The 15,391-nt window shown below is 65.3% G+C and carries 17 protein-coding genes; 4 read left to right on the top strand and 13 right to left on the bottom strand.

Features of this window, described 5'->3' with window-relative positions; genetic code table 11:
* Positions 1–74: 74 nt before the first annotated feature.
* From ABZ855_RS15115 to ABZ855_RS15090, 6 genes are all read right to left on the bottom strand, one after another.
* Positions 75–755 (bottom strand): replication-relaxation family protein, encoded by a 681-nt coding sequence (locus ABZ855_RS15115; RefSeq protein WP_360806655.1) that lies wholly within the window; start codon positions 753–755, stop codon positions 75–77.
* Between the two features lie 119 nt (positions 756–874).
* On the bottom strand, positions 875–1,528 hold the full coding sequence (locus ABZ855_RS15110) for a hypothetical protein (RefSeq protein ID WP_360806653.1): 654 nt from the start codon (positions 1,526–1,528) through the stop codon (positions 875–877).
* Positions 1,529–1,582: 54 nt separating this feature from the next.
* The gene (locus ABZ855_RS15105) at positions 1,583–3,799 is read right to left on the bottom strand and encodes a TraM recognition domain-containing protein (RefSeq protein WP_360806651.1); all 2,217 of its coding nucleotides are present in this window, start codon (positions 3,797–3,799) and stop codon (positions 1,583–1,585) included.
* Between the two features lie 11 nt (positions 3,800–3,810).
* Positions 3,811–3,969, bottom strand: a complete 159-nt coding sequence (locus ABZ855_RS15100; RefSeq protein ID WP_360806648.1) for a hypothetical protein — start codon at positions 3,967–3,969, stop codon at positions 3,811–3,813.
* Between the two features lie 112 nt (positions 3,970–4,081).
* Entirely contained in the window at positions 4,082–4,312 is a 231-nt protein-coding gene (locus tag ABZ855_RS15095; protein ID WP_360806645.1) for a hypothetical protein, read from the bottom strand.
* Positions 4,309–4,638: a hypothetical protein gene (locus ABZ855_RS15090; protein ID WP_360806642.1), complete on the bottom strand. Its 330-nt coding sequence runs from the start codon at positions 4,636–4,638 to the stop codon at positions 4,309–4,311. The genes ABZ855_RS15095 and ABZ855_RS15090 overlap by 4 nt, the downstream gene beginning before the upstream one ends.
* A gap of 296 nt (positions 4,639–4,934) precedes the next feature.
* Here ABZ855_RS15090 and ABZ855_RS15085 point away from each other — a divergent pair, with 296 nt between their 5' ends.
* On the top strand, positions 4,935–5,615 hold the full coding sequence (locus tag ABZ855_RS15085) for a hypothetical protein (protein ID WP_360806639.1): 681 nt from the start codon (positions 4,935–4,937) through the stop codon (positions 5,613–5,615).
* Positions 5,616–5,764: 149 nt separating this feature from the next.
* Complete coding sequence (locus tag ABZ855_RS15080) at positions 5,765–6,217, top strand: hypothetical protein (protein WP_360806636.1); 453 nt, start codon at positions 5,765–5,767, stop codon at positions 6,215–6,217.
* Between the two features lie 399 nt (positions 6,218–6,616).
* On the opposite strand, the gene ABZ855_RS15075 is transcribed toward ABZ855_RS15080, so the two are convergent.
* Together ABZ855_RS15075 and ABZ855_RS15070 are read right to left on the bottom strand one after the other, a co-directional pair.
* Positions 6,617–7,231 (bottom strand): ATP-binding protein, encoded by a 615-nt coding sequence (locus ABZ855_RS15075; RefSeq protein ID WP_360806633.1) that lies wholly within the window; start codon positions 7,229–7,231, stop codon positions 6,617–6,619.
* Entirely contained in the window at positions 7,228–7,572 is a 345-nt protein-coding gene (locus tag ABZ855_RS15070) for a recombinase family protein (RefSeq protein ID WP_360806630.1), read from the bottom strand. Before ABZ855_RS15070 ends, ABZ855_RS15075 begins: the two co-directional genes overlap by 4 nt.
* Positions 7,573–7,791: 219 nt before the next feature.
* Here ABZ855_RS15070 and ABZ855_RS15065 point away from each other — a divergent pair, with 219 nt between their 5' ends.
* Both ABZ855_RS15065 and ABZ855_RS15060 read left to right on the top strand, forming a co-directional pair.
* Positions 7,792–8,949 (top strand): helix-turn-helix transcriptional regulator, encoded by a 1,158-nt coding sequence (locus ABZ855_RS15065; RefSeq protein WP_360806627.1) that lies wholly within the window; start codon positions 7,792–7,794, stop codon positions 8,947–8,949.
* Positions 8,950–8,962: 13 nt separating this feature from the next.
* Positions 8,963–9,682: a 5-formyltetrahydrofolate cyclo-ligase gene (locus ABZ855_RS15060; RefSeq protein WP_360806624.1), complete on the top strand. Its 720-nt coding sequence runs from the start codon at positions 8,963–8,965 to the stop codon at positions 9,680–9,682.
* Positions 9,683–9,717: 35 nt separating this feature from the next.
* Here ABZ855_RS15060 and mug read toward each other — a convergent pair whose 3' ends face one another.
* The 5 genes from mug to ABZ855_RS15035 all read right to left on the bottom strand — a co-directional run bounded on the left by mug (position 9,718) and on the right by ABZ855_RS15035 (position 15,241).
* Complete coding sequence (mug, locus tag ABZ855_RS15055; protein ID WP_360806935.1) at positions 9,718–10,296, bottom strand: G/U mismatch-specific DNA glycosylase; 579 nt, start codon at positions 10,294–10,296, stop codon at positions 9,718–9,720.
* Positions 10,293–11,735, bottom strand: coding sequence for an adenylosuccinate lyase (gene purB, locus ABZ855_RS15050; protein ID WP_360806621.1), 1,443 nt, complete (start codon positions 11,733–11,735; stop codon positions 10,293–10,295). Before purB ends, mug begins: the two co-directional genes overlap by 4 nt.
* 232 nt (positions 11,736–11,967) lie before the next feature.
* Positions 11,968–12,750, bottom strand: a complete 783-nt coding sequence (locus ABZ855_RS15045; protein WP_360806618.1) for an SGNH/GDSL hydrolase family protein — start codon at positions 12,748–12,750, stop codon at positions 11,968–11,970.
* A 74-nt stretch (positions 12,751–12,824) separates the two neighbouring features.
* Positions 12,825–13,862 (bottom strand): hemolysin family protein, encoded by a 1,038-nt coding sequence (locus ABZ855_RS15040; RefSeq protein ID WP_360806615.1) that lies wholly within the window; start codon positions 13,860–13,862, stop codon positions 12,825–12,827.
* A complete protein-coding gene (locus tag ABZ855_RS15035; protein WP_360806612.1) occupies positions 13,859–15,241 on the bottom strand; it encodes a hemolysin family protein in 1,383 nt (460 codons plus the stop codon). The genes ABZ855_RS15040 and ABZ855_RS15035 overlap by 4 nt, the downstream gene beginning before the upstream one ends.
* Positions 15,242–15,391: the final 150 nt, after the last annotated feature.

Genomic DNA, 15,391 nt, shown 5'->3' with positions numbered 1-15,391 from the left:
TTTTCCTTGCTCCATGATACTACTTTCCGCTACTGATCCGCTACAGGTTGGAGTCGGATTAGTCTCTGTCTGCTCTAAAGTCGCATCAATTTGTGTACCGCGTCCCCGATTAACGCGGCTTGCGACATATCTTGCTGCTCCTCATCTAGCCCCTGTAACAGCCGACTCAGCTCTAGCAAGCGCAACCGATCCTTGACTACAAAAACCACATACGGAAAATAGTCCTGGTTACTCATCTCGACAGCCTGCCAATAGCCCTCAATCTTCTCCCGGATGATTCGAAGTGGCTCAGTTCCGAGGTCAGCCTCAATGAAGTAACTACTTCGTCGTCGCTGCTCGGGATACTCGACACTTACAAACAGATCAGCACGCACGCTCGGTGGAACGGGCCGCTCAACAGCCCAGTCGTTCATGACGAGCATCCCTTGTCGTTCTGCTCGCCGCAGCTCCAGGTAGATGTCAGCGATCAGAAGGGAGTGGTTGTTCACTGCCCGCGAGAGCCGTCCGTCAACAGCCAAGAGCAACCGCCCGGCACGGCCGAGCTGGTAGACGTACGCCCCCGCCCCGCCCTTCTCACCCGTTGCTCGTCGGCCAACGCGCGAAAGGTAACTCAGCTTCACCAAGCGCCCAAGCACCCGATCCGGCACAGCGTGCGACCTATCCGAGAACAGCAGCTCCGTAATATGCGTCGAAGCAAGCTGGGAAAAGGCATGGGTGAGCTTGAGTACTTCAAAGTCGCGCTGGGCGAGTTCCACGCTGGTCCCTCCGTCTTGACAGGCCCCGGCATCCTTACTGGTCACTGGGCTAAAGATGTAGGGGTAGACCTACAGCCGGCCTACCCCTGGCCTACGTGGCTCGCCTACAGTGCAGAAAGCTACGCGGGGTACTTCATCATGAAGGCGCGAACGCCCTCGATGAACAAGCGCACCTGCGTCTGGTCATAGTCGGCGTAGTTGCCGTGAGCCGCCTTATTGCGAAGATCCATCCAGGCCGTGATCTGCTTCTGCTGCAAGCCGTCATAAACGCCCGCCTTCTTCAGGTCAGCGTTCATGGTGTCGGCCTTCTTCGGCGAACCGCTGGGCATCTCGATATCGACACCATGCTTCACACACAGCGAGCGCACGTGGACTTCAAGGGATGTGCCGGTGATGACCGCCGCAGGGTCCTTGTACCCCTGGTCGAGAAGCCCCTCGGCCATCTCCAAGTAGTCGCTGTACGTCTCGGCGTGCACCAGCTCGACCACAGATGAATACCAACCTGCCACGAGGTCATCGCGCAGTCCCATAGCGACGTGCCGTACTTCGTGAAACCTATGAGGCTGCGGCAGACGACGCGCCGTTTCGAGCTGCTTGAGGTAGGAAGAGCCAGGCAGAGCGCACCTCTCAACAGCCGACTCAATGCGGTTGCCGAGAACGAGCGGATCGGTTGGAGTCCGCGTGTCCAGTGACCAGTTGTCGTTCGTGGCGTAGTTCTGAGACGCCTTGATCAAGAAGTCGAGCTGGTCAACCATCTTCTGGATGTCTGCCACCGTTGCTCCTCCGAGCTTTAGTGATCACGAGCGAACAGATCAGGATAAGTCCAACTAAGCTGCCGGGCCACTGGATTCTCCTATCTCATCCGGCGTCTTCGGTCCGCCGAACCGTCGCTTCCTAGGAGCGGTGGCCGGCGATGCCTGAGTGCTCGGCTTCTTCCGCCCTTCCCTCCGCGCACGGATCTCCGCTTCTACCTCGGCCCGCGGCCGTCCGTAACGCTCGCGGGAGAGTTGCCGCACTTCACCGGCGAAGCCTGTGGGGTCACCAGGCGGGAGCGTCACCCCTGAGAGCGGTGTGCTGACACCTTCGTCGGTGGCAAGCCGCATAAGGACCTCGAAGCGACCGAGGTTAAGGAAGTCGTCTTCACTCACGCTGCGGCCGAACTGACGGGCAAAGTCGCGGGCCTCGTCGGCAGCAGTCTGGAAGACGACCTTCGAGCGGCAGTTGTTCTGCGTGGCTGCCTGGAGTTCTCTGGTGAGCTGGTCGAGGTGTTGGTGTGCCACCGTCACAGCAAGACCGAGCGATCGCGCCTGGGCAAACCACTCAGACGGCGAGATCGGCAGGTTAATGAAGTCCTGGAACTCATCGAGGTAGAGCTGTGTTGGGTTGGTCGGATCACACCCACCTGCCTGCACCGCTCCCCAAATCGCGTTCAGGAGAAGCGAACCGAGCAGTCCGGCCGTGTTCTTCCCCTCCGTCGCGCGGCTGAGGTTGACGAGCAAGATCTTCCGTTCACGGAGAATGCGGGAAAGAACCAAGGTGCTACGGCTCTGCCCCAAGATGTTCCGCAGTGCCGGGCGGCTCGTGAGCTGCCACGTTCTATCCAAGATCGGTTGGAAGTGAGCGGAGCGCATCCGGTCATCGATGCTGCGCCACCAGTCGGCCAGTTCTTCCACGTGGGCCACGCCTCGGATGAGGCGCTTAGAGAACTCCTCTTGTCTTGCCTGCGGCAAGGCGAGAGGCCCAATGTCCGCGAAGGACATTGGCTCCTCTGCACCCTGGCTGAGCATCAAGGTGAGGGTGAGATGGAAGAACCCTGCGCGCACGCGGACGCCGCGACTATCACCCGGGTAGAGGTGATCGAAGAGTGCTTGGATTCCCGCCGCTGCCAGGTAGGGACTACCGCTCAGCAGGTTCCACCCGACCGGATAGTCCGTGTCACCAACGTCGAGCAGCACGACGTCATGAAGCCGACGTTCAGGGACACGCTCCAGTACGGCCGTGAACAAGTCGCCCTTGCTCTCGACGAGCACGACGCCGCGGCCCGACTGCATGTCCTGCGTGATGAGGTTCGTAAGAAGCGCCGTCTTCCCGCTGCCGGTCGGCCCGACCACATGGAGGTGCTGCGCTGAAAGAACGGGGTCGAGAGCAAGCAGCCGTTCCGCACCCGGAAAGTTGCTGCGGGCGATTACCCGGCCCCGAGTTGGAACGGCGCCCGTTGCCGCAAGCTGCCGTGCTCGTGGTCGCGCAAGCCCAGCGACATGCGGGCTCCCGATGGGCCATGCCAACAACCCTGCGAGTTCGCTTGCAGCTAGCCGTGAGGGATACAGCAGGGGCGCCGCGCTTCGTGAAACTCGTCGTACTACCCGGCGCGACGAGACGAACCGTCGACGGAGTCGAGTGCCGTTACTGCTGGCACTCATAAGGGCGGGACGGAGGCGCGAGAGTAGGCGTGCGTCCCTCTCGTCATTTGCCGTACTCACCGCCAAGCGCAGCACCCCGAGGAAGTTCGGCTCCTCGTGCTTCGACGCCGTCCCTCGATCGGTGCGCTCATGCCGTGCTGCGCTCTCCCCGAAGAACGACGCCACCACGCCTGCGCCGGCCTCGCCCCCTTGGTGCACCGGAACAGCCGGAGAGATCACCCACTGGAGAAGGAGCGCTTCTCTCCGGCCGAGCCCCTGCATGGCCGCCAGCAGTCGCCCCGACATGACCGCAGCTTCCACCGTGCGCAGTCGGCCACGAGGGTTGGTCGAACCAAACTCCACCGCGGCCGTCCATACGTCGTCGGGTTCTTCGCCCCCCGCCGGCGTGGCGGTAGAACCGGGGATCAGGGTGCGCAGCTGCGTGACGGCGAAGTTCGCCTGTCCTCTGGGCACCCGGAGGCAGTGCTGGATGCCGCGTTCATCCGCGCGAGCTTCGAGCGCTAGCGACGCCACACCAAACAGTCGCCGCGGGCCGAGCTGGGCGAGCCCATTCAAGGAGCCGAGCCACGTCACAACCTGGCGCTCGTCCAACGCTGCCGGGAGGCCAAGCGAGAAGGTGCGCACCCGCTCGTCGCCTACCACCGCGATGACCGGTGGTACAGGAAGCCGACGCCTGTCACGAGGACGAGCGCGACCACAAGTACCGGGATGAGCGGCTCAACGAGCGCCCAGAGCACCCGAATCGCCAACACACCAAGCAGCAGCATGACGAGGTACAGGCGGAGCTTTTTCACGAGCGGCCTCCGGAAAGTTGCGTTCTTCGGTACATAGAGCCGCCCCTGTCCGGCTGACCTTCAAGCGAACAGGGGCGGAAGGGTAGAAGCTGGTCGTCCTACGACGGGCCAGTCACCATCTGCCGTGCCACTCGCGCTCGTCGTACAGTTCGCCGCCCACCTCTTGGATGAGCTGGTGGTCGAGCACGCCCATCCGCATTGCCGTCTTGATATCCCGCTTCCGCCTGGCCCGTAGGATGCGCGGCGTCATCTTGGCGAAGAGGTACAGCGGCACACCGACGAACACCGCCAGGAGCACCAGCACCAGCAGTGAGCCGACGAGTTGCTGTTGGTCGTGAGTCATCGGCCGTCGCCCTTCATGAAGATGTCGCGACCGAAGCTGAACCACTCCGTCTCGACGGTGGTCTCGGTCAGCGTGTACTCGTCCTCCCCGACGACGTGCATCTCCCGGATGGTCCGCCGCTCCCGCTTCGTCTGCCCCTGCTCGAAGAATGGGTGGTTCTCGAAGTAGCCGGCCAGCGCCGTTGGATCGAGGCCGCGGGGCATCGGGAGGCTGCCGGTTGGTGGCGAGCCTTCACGGGGCGGCAGTTGGCGGGCGAGGTCGTGACCCGCTTCGTACGCGGATCTTCTTGGGTCGAACGGAAGTTCTTTTCTGTTTCTGTTGGGCATGGCAAACCCTCCCTGTCACTCGAACGGCTTGATGCTCTCCGATGGCAACGACAGGTTGGCGGGGGCTTCTTACGCTTGGTGAATCTGAAGCGCTTCGTACGAGGCAACTACCAAGCAAGCGGGGAGCGATGGCGAGGACGCGACGGCAGCCGCGCAGTGAAGCTCATGTTCGACACGGTGCCCTCATGCGCGATGCTCGCGAGGCAGCCGGGTACAGGAACCGCGACCTTGAGGGCCACTTTTCAACGGGACGCATTTCCAGCGTGGAACGTGGCATTGAGCCAGCCTCGGAGAGAATGGTCGACTTCTACGTCACTACATTCAAGGCCGATGGCACTGCACTCTGGGACGCATATTATGAAATGCGCCTCGCAGGGGTTTTGCAAGACGGCCGAAGAAGGAGCCAGAGCAGTCGAGTACCACGGCAGCGGCGGACAACTCAGCCACTCATTATTGAGTCACGCGTGGAAACTCATTGGATCAACAACCAAGGCGTGACGACGCAGGTTGGCGTGGACCTACAGGTTAGTCCGACCCGGCCTGCCTTGAAGGTTTCGTACTTCTATCCGGCAGACCCGTCGCCAGGAACGGTCACTATTAATGGCGGGAAAGGGTGTGATGTTGCCGAAGTCGAAGAATCCAGGCGTGGCCTCGTTACAGCGCTTCTTAACCTCGACACCAAACCGCAGAACAGACCACAAGCCTTCTCCTACAGGGCACATGTCAACAGCACTGCTCCTACCGTGCCGCACATCCGGTACCAGGCGCTTCGCCCAACTGAGCGGTACACGCTCCAGGTTCAGTTCACAGGCCCTCGGCTGCCGCGTCAGGTCTGGTGGTTCAGAAGTGATTCCGCCGATGAAGCCGAGCGTGATCCGGAAAAGGAAAACATCCTGCCCGCCTCCACTCGTAACGACTACTTCAGGAATTTCCGGGACCTAGACCGCGGGTTCTGCGGACTTGCTTGGGATTGGTAGGTTGACAGTTTCAGTTGTTCATGTATAAATAACTAAGGTTTATGCGTAGAAACTCTTGAGTGTCGCCGTGCTTTCTCTCGGACGTGGCGCTTTGCTAGTTCTTTTGAACTGGTAGCGCGCCCCATCCGAGCAACAAGAAGGACAATGGCGTGACCGAGAACAAAGATGACCAGGAAACCTGGGACGAACCCCTCGCTCAGAAGATTTACGCCGCCGCAAGGGAGGTAATCGACCAGAGTGGTCGAAACTTCACCTTCGAGGCCGTTGCCGCACGTGCTGACGTAGCCATCGAAGAAGTCGAGAAGTACAGCAATGATTCGAAGTGGCAGCTCGTCATCTTCGCCTACGATCAAGCCATCAAGAACATGGTGGTCGTGGGCAAGCATGAGCCGCTTGACGACGAGGTCGTCCGAGCAAGCTTCCTCCGTGCGGTTCAGGTCTACTTCGCCGAGCGGCCGATCCTTGCATTGGCGACGATGAGCATGTTCCTGGAGGAGTACTTTGACGGCAAGCGCGGCGAGCAAGAAACCGTCGAGCAACTGACGGAGTATCTGGACTTGGCCCGCCACGAGTCAACGGACACGGCTCCGCCGTCGGTTTGATCACGCCCCCAACAGCGAAGAACGCCCCCGCGTCCGCGTCGGGGGCGTTCTTCATGCTCGGATCTTTTTCCGGTAGGTCAGCCACCGCAGTGAAGCTGTCCTTCCAACTCTCCACCCTTGTCGGGGTGGTAGCTGCAATTTCTCAAGGGGCCATGCCTGGCGTCGCAGGGCGAACCAATGCGACTGCTGCATCCGGAAGATACACAGATGGCAGGCGTACAGCGGCAGCGTCTTGTCTTTGACGGTCATCTCGCCGACAACTGCCACCGGGACCCCGACCGTTTCGCAGCGGAAGCACGACCCGCGGAACCAGTCGAACAAGTCCCACACTTGCTGCGGCCTCATATGGAGATCACCGGCGGTTGGTCGAGATGTTCAAGGGTGCGCCGGCCACGAGGGTCAGATCGCATCGGTCATCCGCGCTGCCATGTCCGCCAAGATGGTCGTGGTCAAGAGACGATCGAGGAGTGCCCGGCGTGTCTGGTGTTCGTCTGCGCTGTACGTCGCACGGAGTCCACGCGGCAAGACCAGGGGTGTGTGCTCGTAGATGCAAGCGGACGGTTCCAAGGGGAAGCCGAGCGGCAGTTCAGCCCACACGATCTTTCCCCCGACGCTTGAGTGGTGGATGTTCCACTGCTTCGCGAAGACATCGACAAGCAGCAGGCCGCGCCCACCCTCGGCGTCGTGGTCGGGGTAGCTGCGTACGGGCACTGCGCTCGTTCTGTCGTAGACCTCGACGAACAGGCTGGCTTCGACGGCACGGAGCTGCGCGCCGATAACGGCATCCGTCGAGGTCGCCTTGGTCGTCGGCTGTGCGTCGGTGATGCTCGCCTGCACAGCGTTCGTGGCCAGTTCGCTCATAATGAGCGTTGCCGTTTCCACGTGCTCTTCCAGACCCCAAAGCGTCAAGTTGTGTCGCACGAACAACCGCGTGGCAGCCACAGCTTGAGGGACGGCGTTCAAGCGGATGGATGCGGCCAGCAGCGGAATCGGGGTCACGCCGTCGGCGCTCATGACGCGGTACTCCTCTGCTGCGTGCTCTTGCTCTGGATGACCCACAGCCGCGCACCAATCTCGCGTTCGATGTGGTCACGCATGGCGGCCTGGAGACCGGGGAGCCGGGCGAAGTGCCACAGGGACGGCACGATGACGTTCTTGACTTCGGCAGTCTTCAGGGCGTCGATGAGCGCGAAGAAGGCGGACTCTTCATCGGAGCCGAGGCGTTCGATGAACAGTCGCTCCAACTCGAACCCCTCGCCCTGCGTGTAGTGCCTCAACTCCCTCTCGATTGCCGCGTTTTCATCTGGATCATCGCTCGCGGCGAGTCGCATGTAGCCGAACATGAGCGGTCGCATCCGTTCCTCCTAGGGGACTGGAACGGCTGGCGAGCAGCGACACGGGGATTCCGTCTGCTCGCCAACCTGCCCGCTAGAGAAGCGGTTTGACCTGCAAAGACGCCACAGCAAACGTGTCGCACCAATGACGCATCCCGTGCCGCACTCTGTTGTCTGGCCTGCACGGATGCCACTTGCACGGTTATGGTGAACACTCGCCCCCGCACGGAGGGATGGGCGATGGCAGCGAAGCGGATGGGTCTCGTCCGGCGTCGTAAAGCGGCAGGCCACACCCAAGAGAGTCTGGCCGAGTTTCTTGGTGTCGAGCGCTCGACGGTAGGTCGTTGGGAGGCGGCCGAGACGGAGCCGCAAGCTTGGTTACGGCCAAAACTCGCTCGGGCGCTCAAGGTGTCGAACGAGGACCTGCAAGCGCTCCTCGATGACATCACCGTCAGCGACTCACGCCCCAGCGAGCGGATGACGTATGCGCTGGAAAATCCAGCGGCGGCCGATCTCATGGTGGTCGCCTACATCCATGAGCAACTTCGGAAGCTGGATGAGGCATACGACCAAGAGACGTCAACCGCCCTGCTAGGTCGTGCCGGTCAGCTGCACGGCCAGGTGCGCTTCCTCCGCGAGAACGCCACCAACCCGCGTGTGCGTCGGGCGCTGTACGAAGTTGAAGCCGACTCAGCCACGATCATGGGACAGCTCTGTTGGGACGTCTCCCAGCGCCGCGACCACCACGCGCCGGTTCAGTACTTCAAGGAAGCCGTCGAAGCTGCGCGTCATGCCCGCGATCCACTGACGGAGTCGTACGCCACGCTGCGCATGAGCTTCGTTGCGCTCTACGGAGAGAAGAACGCAGTGCGTGGCGTGACGCTCGCCGAGCAAGCAGCCGACGCCGCTCGAATGGTCAGCCCGGCGCTTACTGGGTTGAGCCTGCTTCACGTTGCCGAGGGGCACGCCATGACGGGTGCGCTCACAGAGTGCGAAGCAGCGCTGAAGAAGGCTGACGCTCAGTTCGACCGTGTCCACCCCGATGATCTGGCGGCGCCCTTCTACACCGTCAACGAGTACAACCGACTGGCTGGCTCCTGCTACTTGTTCCTCGACCTCCCCGAGCGGGCCGAACCGATCCTCCGTACGACCTCGCGAGCACTCGCCAGCAAGAAAAAATCTCAGGCCATCGCGCTGGGGAACCTGACCTTGGCGCTCATCCGTCAGCGGAAGCTCGACGAGGCGGCGCGCGTCATGCACCGCACCATTGATGCCGTCGAGCTGACGCGTGGTGGGGGTGGTCTTAATCTGGCCTTCTCTGCCGGACGCGAGTTGCGGCAGTGGAGGTCGGAACCATGGGCGCAGGAGATCAACGATCGACTGCTCGCCCTGATGTAGAACGGGTGGGACGTTGACGGACATCGACCAGGCGAAGCAGGCCGTACGCGAGCGGGTGTGGCGTCGGCTCATTGACGGCGGCGGCGCTCCTGCTGATTCGTACGGGAAGATTCCCGGCTTCTACGGCTCGGAGGCGACAGCAGAGCAACTTGCCGGTCTGGATGAGTGGCGACGAGCAACCACCGTCAAGGCCAACCCTGACTGGGCGCAACTTCCCGTCCGTGTCCGCGCCCTGAAAGACGGCAAGCGCGTCTACATGGCCGTGCCGAGGATGGCGAGTCCCGAGCCCTTCTACCTGCTCGACCCCGAGAAACTGACCATCTCGCCCGAGGAGGCCGCCGAGAAGAAGGGTGCGGCTCAGGTCGCTCGCCGGGTCGGCGTGGAAGACGTCGAGCCGATCGACATCGTGGTGTGCGGCAGTGTGGCTGTGAACCGCTCCGGTGCCCGCATAGGAAAGGGCGCGGGTTTCAGCGACATCGAAGTGGCGCTTCTTATCGAAGCCGGCCTCGTCACTGAGAAGACGGTGATCGTCGCGCCAGTCCACGCGCTCCAGGTCATCGAGGACGACATCCCGGAGACCCAGCACGATTTCAGCGTGGACTACATCGTTACCCCTGACGAGGTGATCCCCTGCCCCAACCGCCGACGACCCGCCGGTTTGGTGTGGGGTGACCTGACACCAGAGAAGATCGCGGCAATCCCTGTGCTGGCAGCACGGGCCAAGCAGGGGTAGCCGTAGCCGCCCCTGGGGGGCACTAGACGGCTAAACTAGCCCTCGGGGCCACCCGCACCCGACGCGTCGGGTAGCCCTGTGACCAGCCGAAACGCACGAAACGCATCCGTCAGTTTGGGTGTAGTCCACAGCGCATTGAGCCCGCTCGGGTTGGGCAATACCCACACGCGTGTGTCGCCGAACCGTCGCTCCTGTGGGCCCACCTGGGCCTTGCGGTCGTCGAAGGCCGCCCGGTACGCCGTCACGCCCACGACCGCCAGCCAGCGGGGCCGCAGCCGTGTCACCTTCGCGGCCAGCAGCTTCCCGCCCTCGCGGTACTCCTCCGGGGTCAGCTCGTCGGCCCGTGCGGTCGCCCGTGCGACGACATTCGTGATGCCGAGTCCGTACGAGAGCAACTCGCCCTGCTCGGCGGGCTTGAGGAGCCTCGGCGTGAAGCCGGAGAGGTGGAGGACCGGCCAGAAGCGGTTGCCGGGGCGGGCGAAGTGGTGGCCCGTCGCGGCGGTCATCAGGCCCGGGTTGATGCCGCAGAACAGGACATGGAGGCCGTCCGCGACGACGTCAGGTACGAGTCGGTCGCGGGCGGCCTCCAGTTCGGCCTGGGTGAAGCGGGTCAGAGGATCGCTCCGGGGGTGTAGGCCGCGGCCTGGGGGTGCTGCTTGACGATCTCCTCGATCCGGCCGACGACGACGGTGACCTGGTCGGCTGCGGCGCCCGTGAAGGACAGCTTGTCGGCCATCAAGGCGTCGAGCTGTGCGCGGTCCAGGGGGATGCGCTCGTCGGCGGCCAGCTTGTCGAGGAGCTCGTTGCGCTCGGTGCCCTGCCCACGCATGGCGAGCGCCGAGGCGACGGCGTTCTCCTTGATGGCCTCGTGCGCGACCTCGCGGCCCACGCCCGCGCGCACCGCGCCCATCAGCACCTTGGTGGTGGCGAGGAAGGGCAGGTAGCGGTCGAGTTCACGCGCGACGACGGCGGGGAAGGCGCCGAACTCGTCGAGGACCGTCAGGAACGTCTCCAGCAGACCGTCCAGGGCGAAGAACGCGTCGGGGAGGGCCACCCGGCGCACCACCGAGCAGGACACGTCCCCTTCGTTCCACTGGTCGCCCGCCAGCTCGCCCGTCATCGAGGCGTAGCCGCGCAGGATCACCATGAGCCCGTTGACGCGCTCGCAGGACCGCGTGTTCATCTTGTGCGGCATCGCGGACGAACCGACCTGGCCGGGCTTGAAGCCCTCGGTCACCAGCTCGTGCCCGGCCATCAGCCGGATCGTCTTTGCGGTCGACGAGGGCGCCGCCGCCAGTTGGACGAGAGCCGTGACGACCTCGTAGTCGAGTGAGCGGGGGTAGACCTGGCCGACGGAGGTGAAGGCGGTGGAGAAGCCCAGGTGGCCGGCGATCCGCTGCTCCAGCTCCGCGAGCTTCGCCGCGTCCCCGCCGAGCAGGTCCAGCATGTCCTGGGCCGTGCCGACCGGGCCCTTGATGCCGCGCAGCGGGTAGCGGCCGAGGAGCTCCTCGAGCCGGCCGTACGCCACGAGCAGCTCGTCCGCGGCGGTCGCGAAGCGCTTGCCGAGGGTGGTGGCCTGCGCGGCCACGTTGTGCGAGCGGCCGGCCATGACCAGCTCGCCGTACTCGCCCGCCAGCTTGCCGAGCCGCGCCAGGACGGCCACCGTACGGTCGCGCACCAGCTCCAGCGAGAGCCGGATCTGCAGCTGCTCCACGTTCTCGGTGAGGTCGCGGGAGGTCATGCCCTTGTGGACGTGCTCGTGCCCGGCGAGGTCGTTGAACTCCTCGATCCGCGCCTTCACGTCGTGCCGGGTGACCTTCTCGCGCTCGGCGATGGACGCCAGGTCGACGGTGTCGAGGACCCGCTCGTAGTCGGCGAGAGCGGCGTCGGGGACCTCGATGCCGAGGTCCTTCTGCGCCCGCAGTACGGCGAGCCAGAGCTGGCGCTCGAGTTTCACCTTCTGCTCGGGGGACCAGAGCGTGGCGAGCTCGGTGGAGGCGTAACGTCCGGCGAGGACGTTCGGGATGCGGGGCTTTGCGGGTGCGGCGGTCACGTGTAGGGATTGTACTGGCCCGAGGATCTCGCCCCCGCCGCCCTTACCCGTCCCATCCCTGGGGGCTGCCGCCCCCAGACCCCCGCTGTCGCGCTGAACGCGCTCGTCCTCAAACGCCGGACGGGCTGACTTCCAGCCCCTCCGGCGTTTGAGGAGCGGGGGTTCGGGGGCAGCGCCCCCGAGACGGATGGGACGGGTAGGGGCGGCGGGGGCGAGGAAAGTCCCCCGAGGGTCAGTGCTCGTACGGTGACAGTTCCGCCCGCTTCGGCGGCAGCCCGTCCCCCGATGACCGTCCCGTCAGGCGCCGGCCTATCCACGGCAACAAGTACTGCCGCGCGAACCGGGCGTCCGCGACCCGGCGGGACGCCCAGCCGGGCGGCAGCGTGGCCGGTACCGGGGTGCGCCACTCCGGGTCCTCCGCCTCGTAGCCGAGGGTCTGCCAGACCGCCTCGGCCACCCTCCGGTGGCCCTCGGAGGTGAGGTGCAGCCGGTCGACGTCCCACATGCGAGGGTCGCTGAGCGAGGGCGCGCCGTACAGGTCGACCACCAGGGCGCCGTGCCGGGACGCCAGGTCGTCGACGCAGGCGAACAGTTCCTCCATGCGCGGCCGGAACCGCTCCAGGACCGGCCCCTGGCGACCGGGGCTGCGCATCAGCACCAGCTGCTTGCACGCGGGCGCCAGCTGCTCCACGGCCTCCTCGAGAAGCCCCCGCACCCGCCCCATGTCGCACTTGGGGCGGAGCGTGTCGTTGAGGCCGCCCACCAGGGTGATCACGTCCGCTTCCATGGCCGCCGCCACGGGCACCTGTTCGGCGGTGATCTGCCCGATCAGCTTGCCCCGCACAGCGAGGTTCGCGTACCGGAAACCGGGGGTGCGGGCGGCCATCCGGGCCGCGAGGAGGTCGGCCCAGCCGCGGTACGTACCGTCCGGCAACCGGTCCGACATGCCCTCGGTGAAGGAGTCGCCGACCGCGACAAGGCTGGTGTATGCGGGGTTCGTGGCGTTCGTCTGCATGGCGACAGAGATGATAGCCCGTTCACATACCCGGCGGTCGGTCGACCTCTTCGTACGGCCTCTTCGCGTGCTCTCTACGCAGGCTGTCCGAACAGCTCGCGCAGCACGTCCTCCATCGTCACCATCCCGGCGAGCAGCCCGTCCTCGCCCTGCACCGCCGCCAGGTGCGTACGGCTGCGCCGCATCGCGGTGAGCACGTCGTCGAGCGGGGTGTCCGCCCGTACGCTCGCGATGGGACGCATGTCCCGGACCTGGAAGGCGAGGTCCCGGGGCGCCGCGTCCAGCGCGTCCTTGACGTGCAGATAGCCGGCGATCCGGCGCTCCTCGTCCACCACGGGGAAGCGCGAGAAGCCCGACTCGGCCGACAGCTGCTCCAGTTCCTCCGGAGTGACACCCACGCGCGCGTACACGACGCTCTCCAGCGGGAGTACGACGTCACGCACCGGCCGGCGGCCCAGTTCCAGGGCGTCGTTCAGCCGTTCCCGGGCCCGGTCGTCGATGAGCCCGGCCTCGCCGGAGTCGTGCACAAGGCGGGCCAGCTCGGCGTCCGAGAAGGTCGCCGCGACCTCGTCCTTGACCTCGACGCGCAGCAGCTTCAGGAGCGTGTTCGCGAAGGCGTTGATCGTGAAGATCACCGGCTTCAGGGCCCGGGCCAGGGCCACCAGCGGCGGGCCGAGCAGCAGGGCGCTGCGCACCGGCTCCGCGAGCGCGATGTTCTTCGGCACCATCTCGCCGAGCAGCATGTGCAGATACGTCGCGAGGGAGAGGGCGATCACGAAGGACACCGCGTGACCCGCGCTCTCGGGGACGCCCACCGCGTGGAACACCGGCTCCAGCAGATGCGCGATCGCCGGTTCGGCCACCACACCGAGGACCAGCGTGCACAGGGTGATGCCCAGCTGGGCCGCCGCCATCAGCGCGGAGACGTGCTCCAGGCCCCACAGGACGCTCTTCGCCCGCCGGTTGCCGTCGGAGCGGTCTCCGCCGGCGCCCTCCGTGACGTACTGCTCGATCTGACTGCGGCGTACGGAGATCAGCGCGAACTCGGCGCCGACGAAGAAGGCGTTGACGACCAGCGTCGCCAGACCGATCAGCAGCTGGATCGTGGTCACTTCGCCTCCCCTTCCGTTTGTTCCTTCTCTTCGGCAGCTTCGGCAGCAGCGGCAGCTTCTGCCGCTTCCTCCGACGCGTGCGGCGCGTGCAGCAGGACGCGTGCGGCCCTGCGGCCCGAGGCGTCCACCACGTCCAGGCGCCAGCCGGCCACCTCGACGGTGTCACCGGCCCGCGGAATACGGCCGAGCTCGGTGGCCACCAGGCCGGCGAGCGTCTCGTACGGCCCCTCGGGCAGCCAGAGGCCGACGCGGGCGAGCTGGTCGGTGCGGGCGGCGCCGTCGGCGGAGTAGAGGGCGCGGCCCTCGTCGTCGGTGCCCGCCGGGGCGAGGTCGGACAGCTCGTGCGGGTCGTGCTCGTCCCGTACCTCGCCGACGACCTCCTCGACGATGTCCTCCAGGGTGGCCACGCCCGCCGTACCGCCGTACTCGTCGATGACGACGGCCATGGTGCGCTTGCCGCCCAGCCGGTCGAGGAGCCGGTCGACGGTCAGTGACTCGGGGACCAGCAGCGGTTCGCGCATCAGTTCGGCGACGGACACCCGGGGGCGACGCTCCGCCGGAACCGCGAGGCAGTCCTTGATGTGTGCGACGCCGACGACCGAGTCCAGGTTGCCGCGGTAGACGGGGAACCGGGACAGCCCGGTCGCCCGGGTCGCGTTCGCCACGTCCTCGCAGGTCGCCTGGGCGTCGAGGGCGACGACCTGGACGCGCGGCGTCATCACGTTCTCCGCGGTGAGGTCGGCGAGGTTCAGGGTCCGTACGAACAGTTCCGCGGTGTCGGGCTCCAGGGCGCCCGCCTTGGCGGAGTGCCTGGCCAGTGCGGCCAGTTCCTGGGGTCCGCGCGCGGAGGCGAGCTCCTCGGCGGGCTCGATGCCGAAGAGGCGCACCATACGGTTCGCCGTGTTGTTGAGGTGGGTGATGAACGGCCGGAACGCGGCGCTGAACAGGCGCTGCGGTGTCGCCACCCGCTTGGCCACGGCCAGCGGTGAGGAGATCGCCCAGTTCTTGGGCACGAGCTCGCCGAAGACCATCAGGAAGACGGTCGACAGTGCCGTACCGATCACCAGGGCGATGGAGGACGACGCCGAGGCCGACACGCCGAGTGACTCGAGCGGGCCCGAGATCAGCGCCGCGATCGACGGCTCGGAGAGCATGCCGACCACGAGGTTGGTGACCGTGATGCCGAGCTGCGCGCCGGAGAGCTGGAAGGTGAGGTTCCGTACGGCCTTCAGCGCGCCGGCGGCACCCCGCTCGCCGCGCTCCACCGCGCGCTCCAATTCGCTGCGCTCGACCGTCGTCAGGGAGAACTCCGCCGCGACGAAGGCACCACAGGCCAGGGAGAGCAGGATCGCGACCAGGAGGAGGAGCACTTCGGTCATCGGTTCACCTCCGTCCCAGGATCGGGCAGGGCCGGCGGGATCGCTCGACGTCGAGTGGTGCTGTTGCTACTGGGAGGCTCGCCCATGGGCGGACGCTCACACCTTTCCTCAGAGAATCAACTGGTCCGACAATAGTAAAGGATACGCAAA

The sequence above is a fragment of the Streptomyces sp. NPDC047042 genome, assembly GCF_040644035.1.
Taxonomy (GTDB): Bacteria; Actinomycetota; Actinomycetes; order Streptomycetales; family Streptomycetaceae; genus Streptomyces.
The sequence above is the reverse complement of the archived record's forward strand: the minus strand, read 5'-3'. Positions and strand labels throughout refer to the sequence as shown.

Bases quoted from the DNA above. Each gene is read 5' to 3' on its own strand.
- ABZ855_RS15095 (WP_360806645.1), bottom strand. From the start codon at position 4,312: ATGACTCACGACCAACAGCAACTCGTCGGCTCACTGCTGGTGCTGGTG.
- ABZ855_RS15090 (WP_360806642.1), bottom strand. From the start codon at position 4,638: ATGCCCAACAGAAACAGAAAAGAACTTCCGTTCGACCCAAGAAGATCC.
- ABZ855_RS15085 (WP_360806639.1), top strand. From the start codon at position 4,935: ATGGTCGACTTCTACGTCACTACATTCAAGGCCGATGGCACTGCACTC.
- ABZ855_RS15075 (WP_360806633.1), bottom strand. From the start codon at position 7,231: ATGAGCGCCGACGGCGTGACCCCGATTCCGCTGCTGGCCGCATCCATC.
- ABZ855_RS15070 (WP_360806630.1), bottom strand. From the start codon at position 7,572: ATGCGACCGCTCATGTTCGGCTACATGCGACTCGCCGCGAGCGATGAT.
- ABZ855_RS15065 (WP_360806627.1), top strand. From the start codon at position 7,792: ATGGCAGCGAAGCGGATGGGTCTCGTCCGGCGTCGTAAAGCGGCAGGC.
- ABZ855_RS15045 (WP_360806618.1), bottom strand. From the start codon at position 12,750: ATGCAGACGAACGCCACGAACCCCGCATACACCAGCCTTGTCGCGGTC.
- ABZ855_RS15035 (WP_360806612.1), bottom strand. From the start codon at position 15,241: ATGACCGAAGTGCTCCTCCTCCTGGTCGCGATCCTGCTCTCCCTGGCC.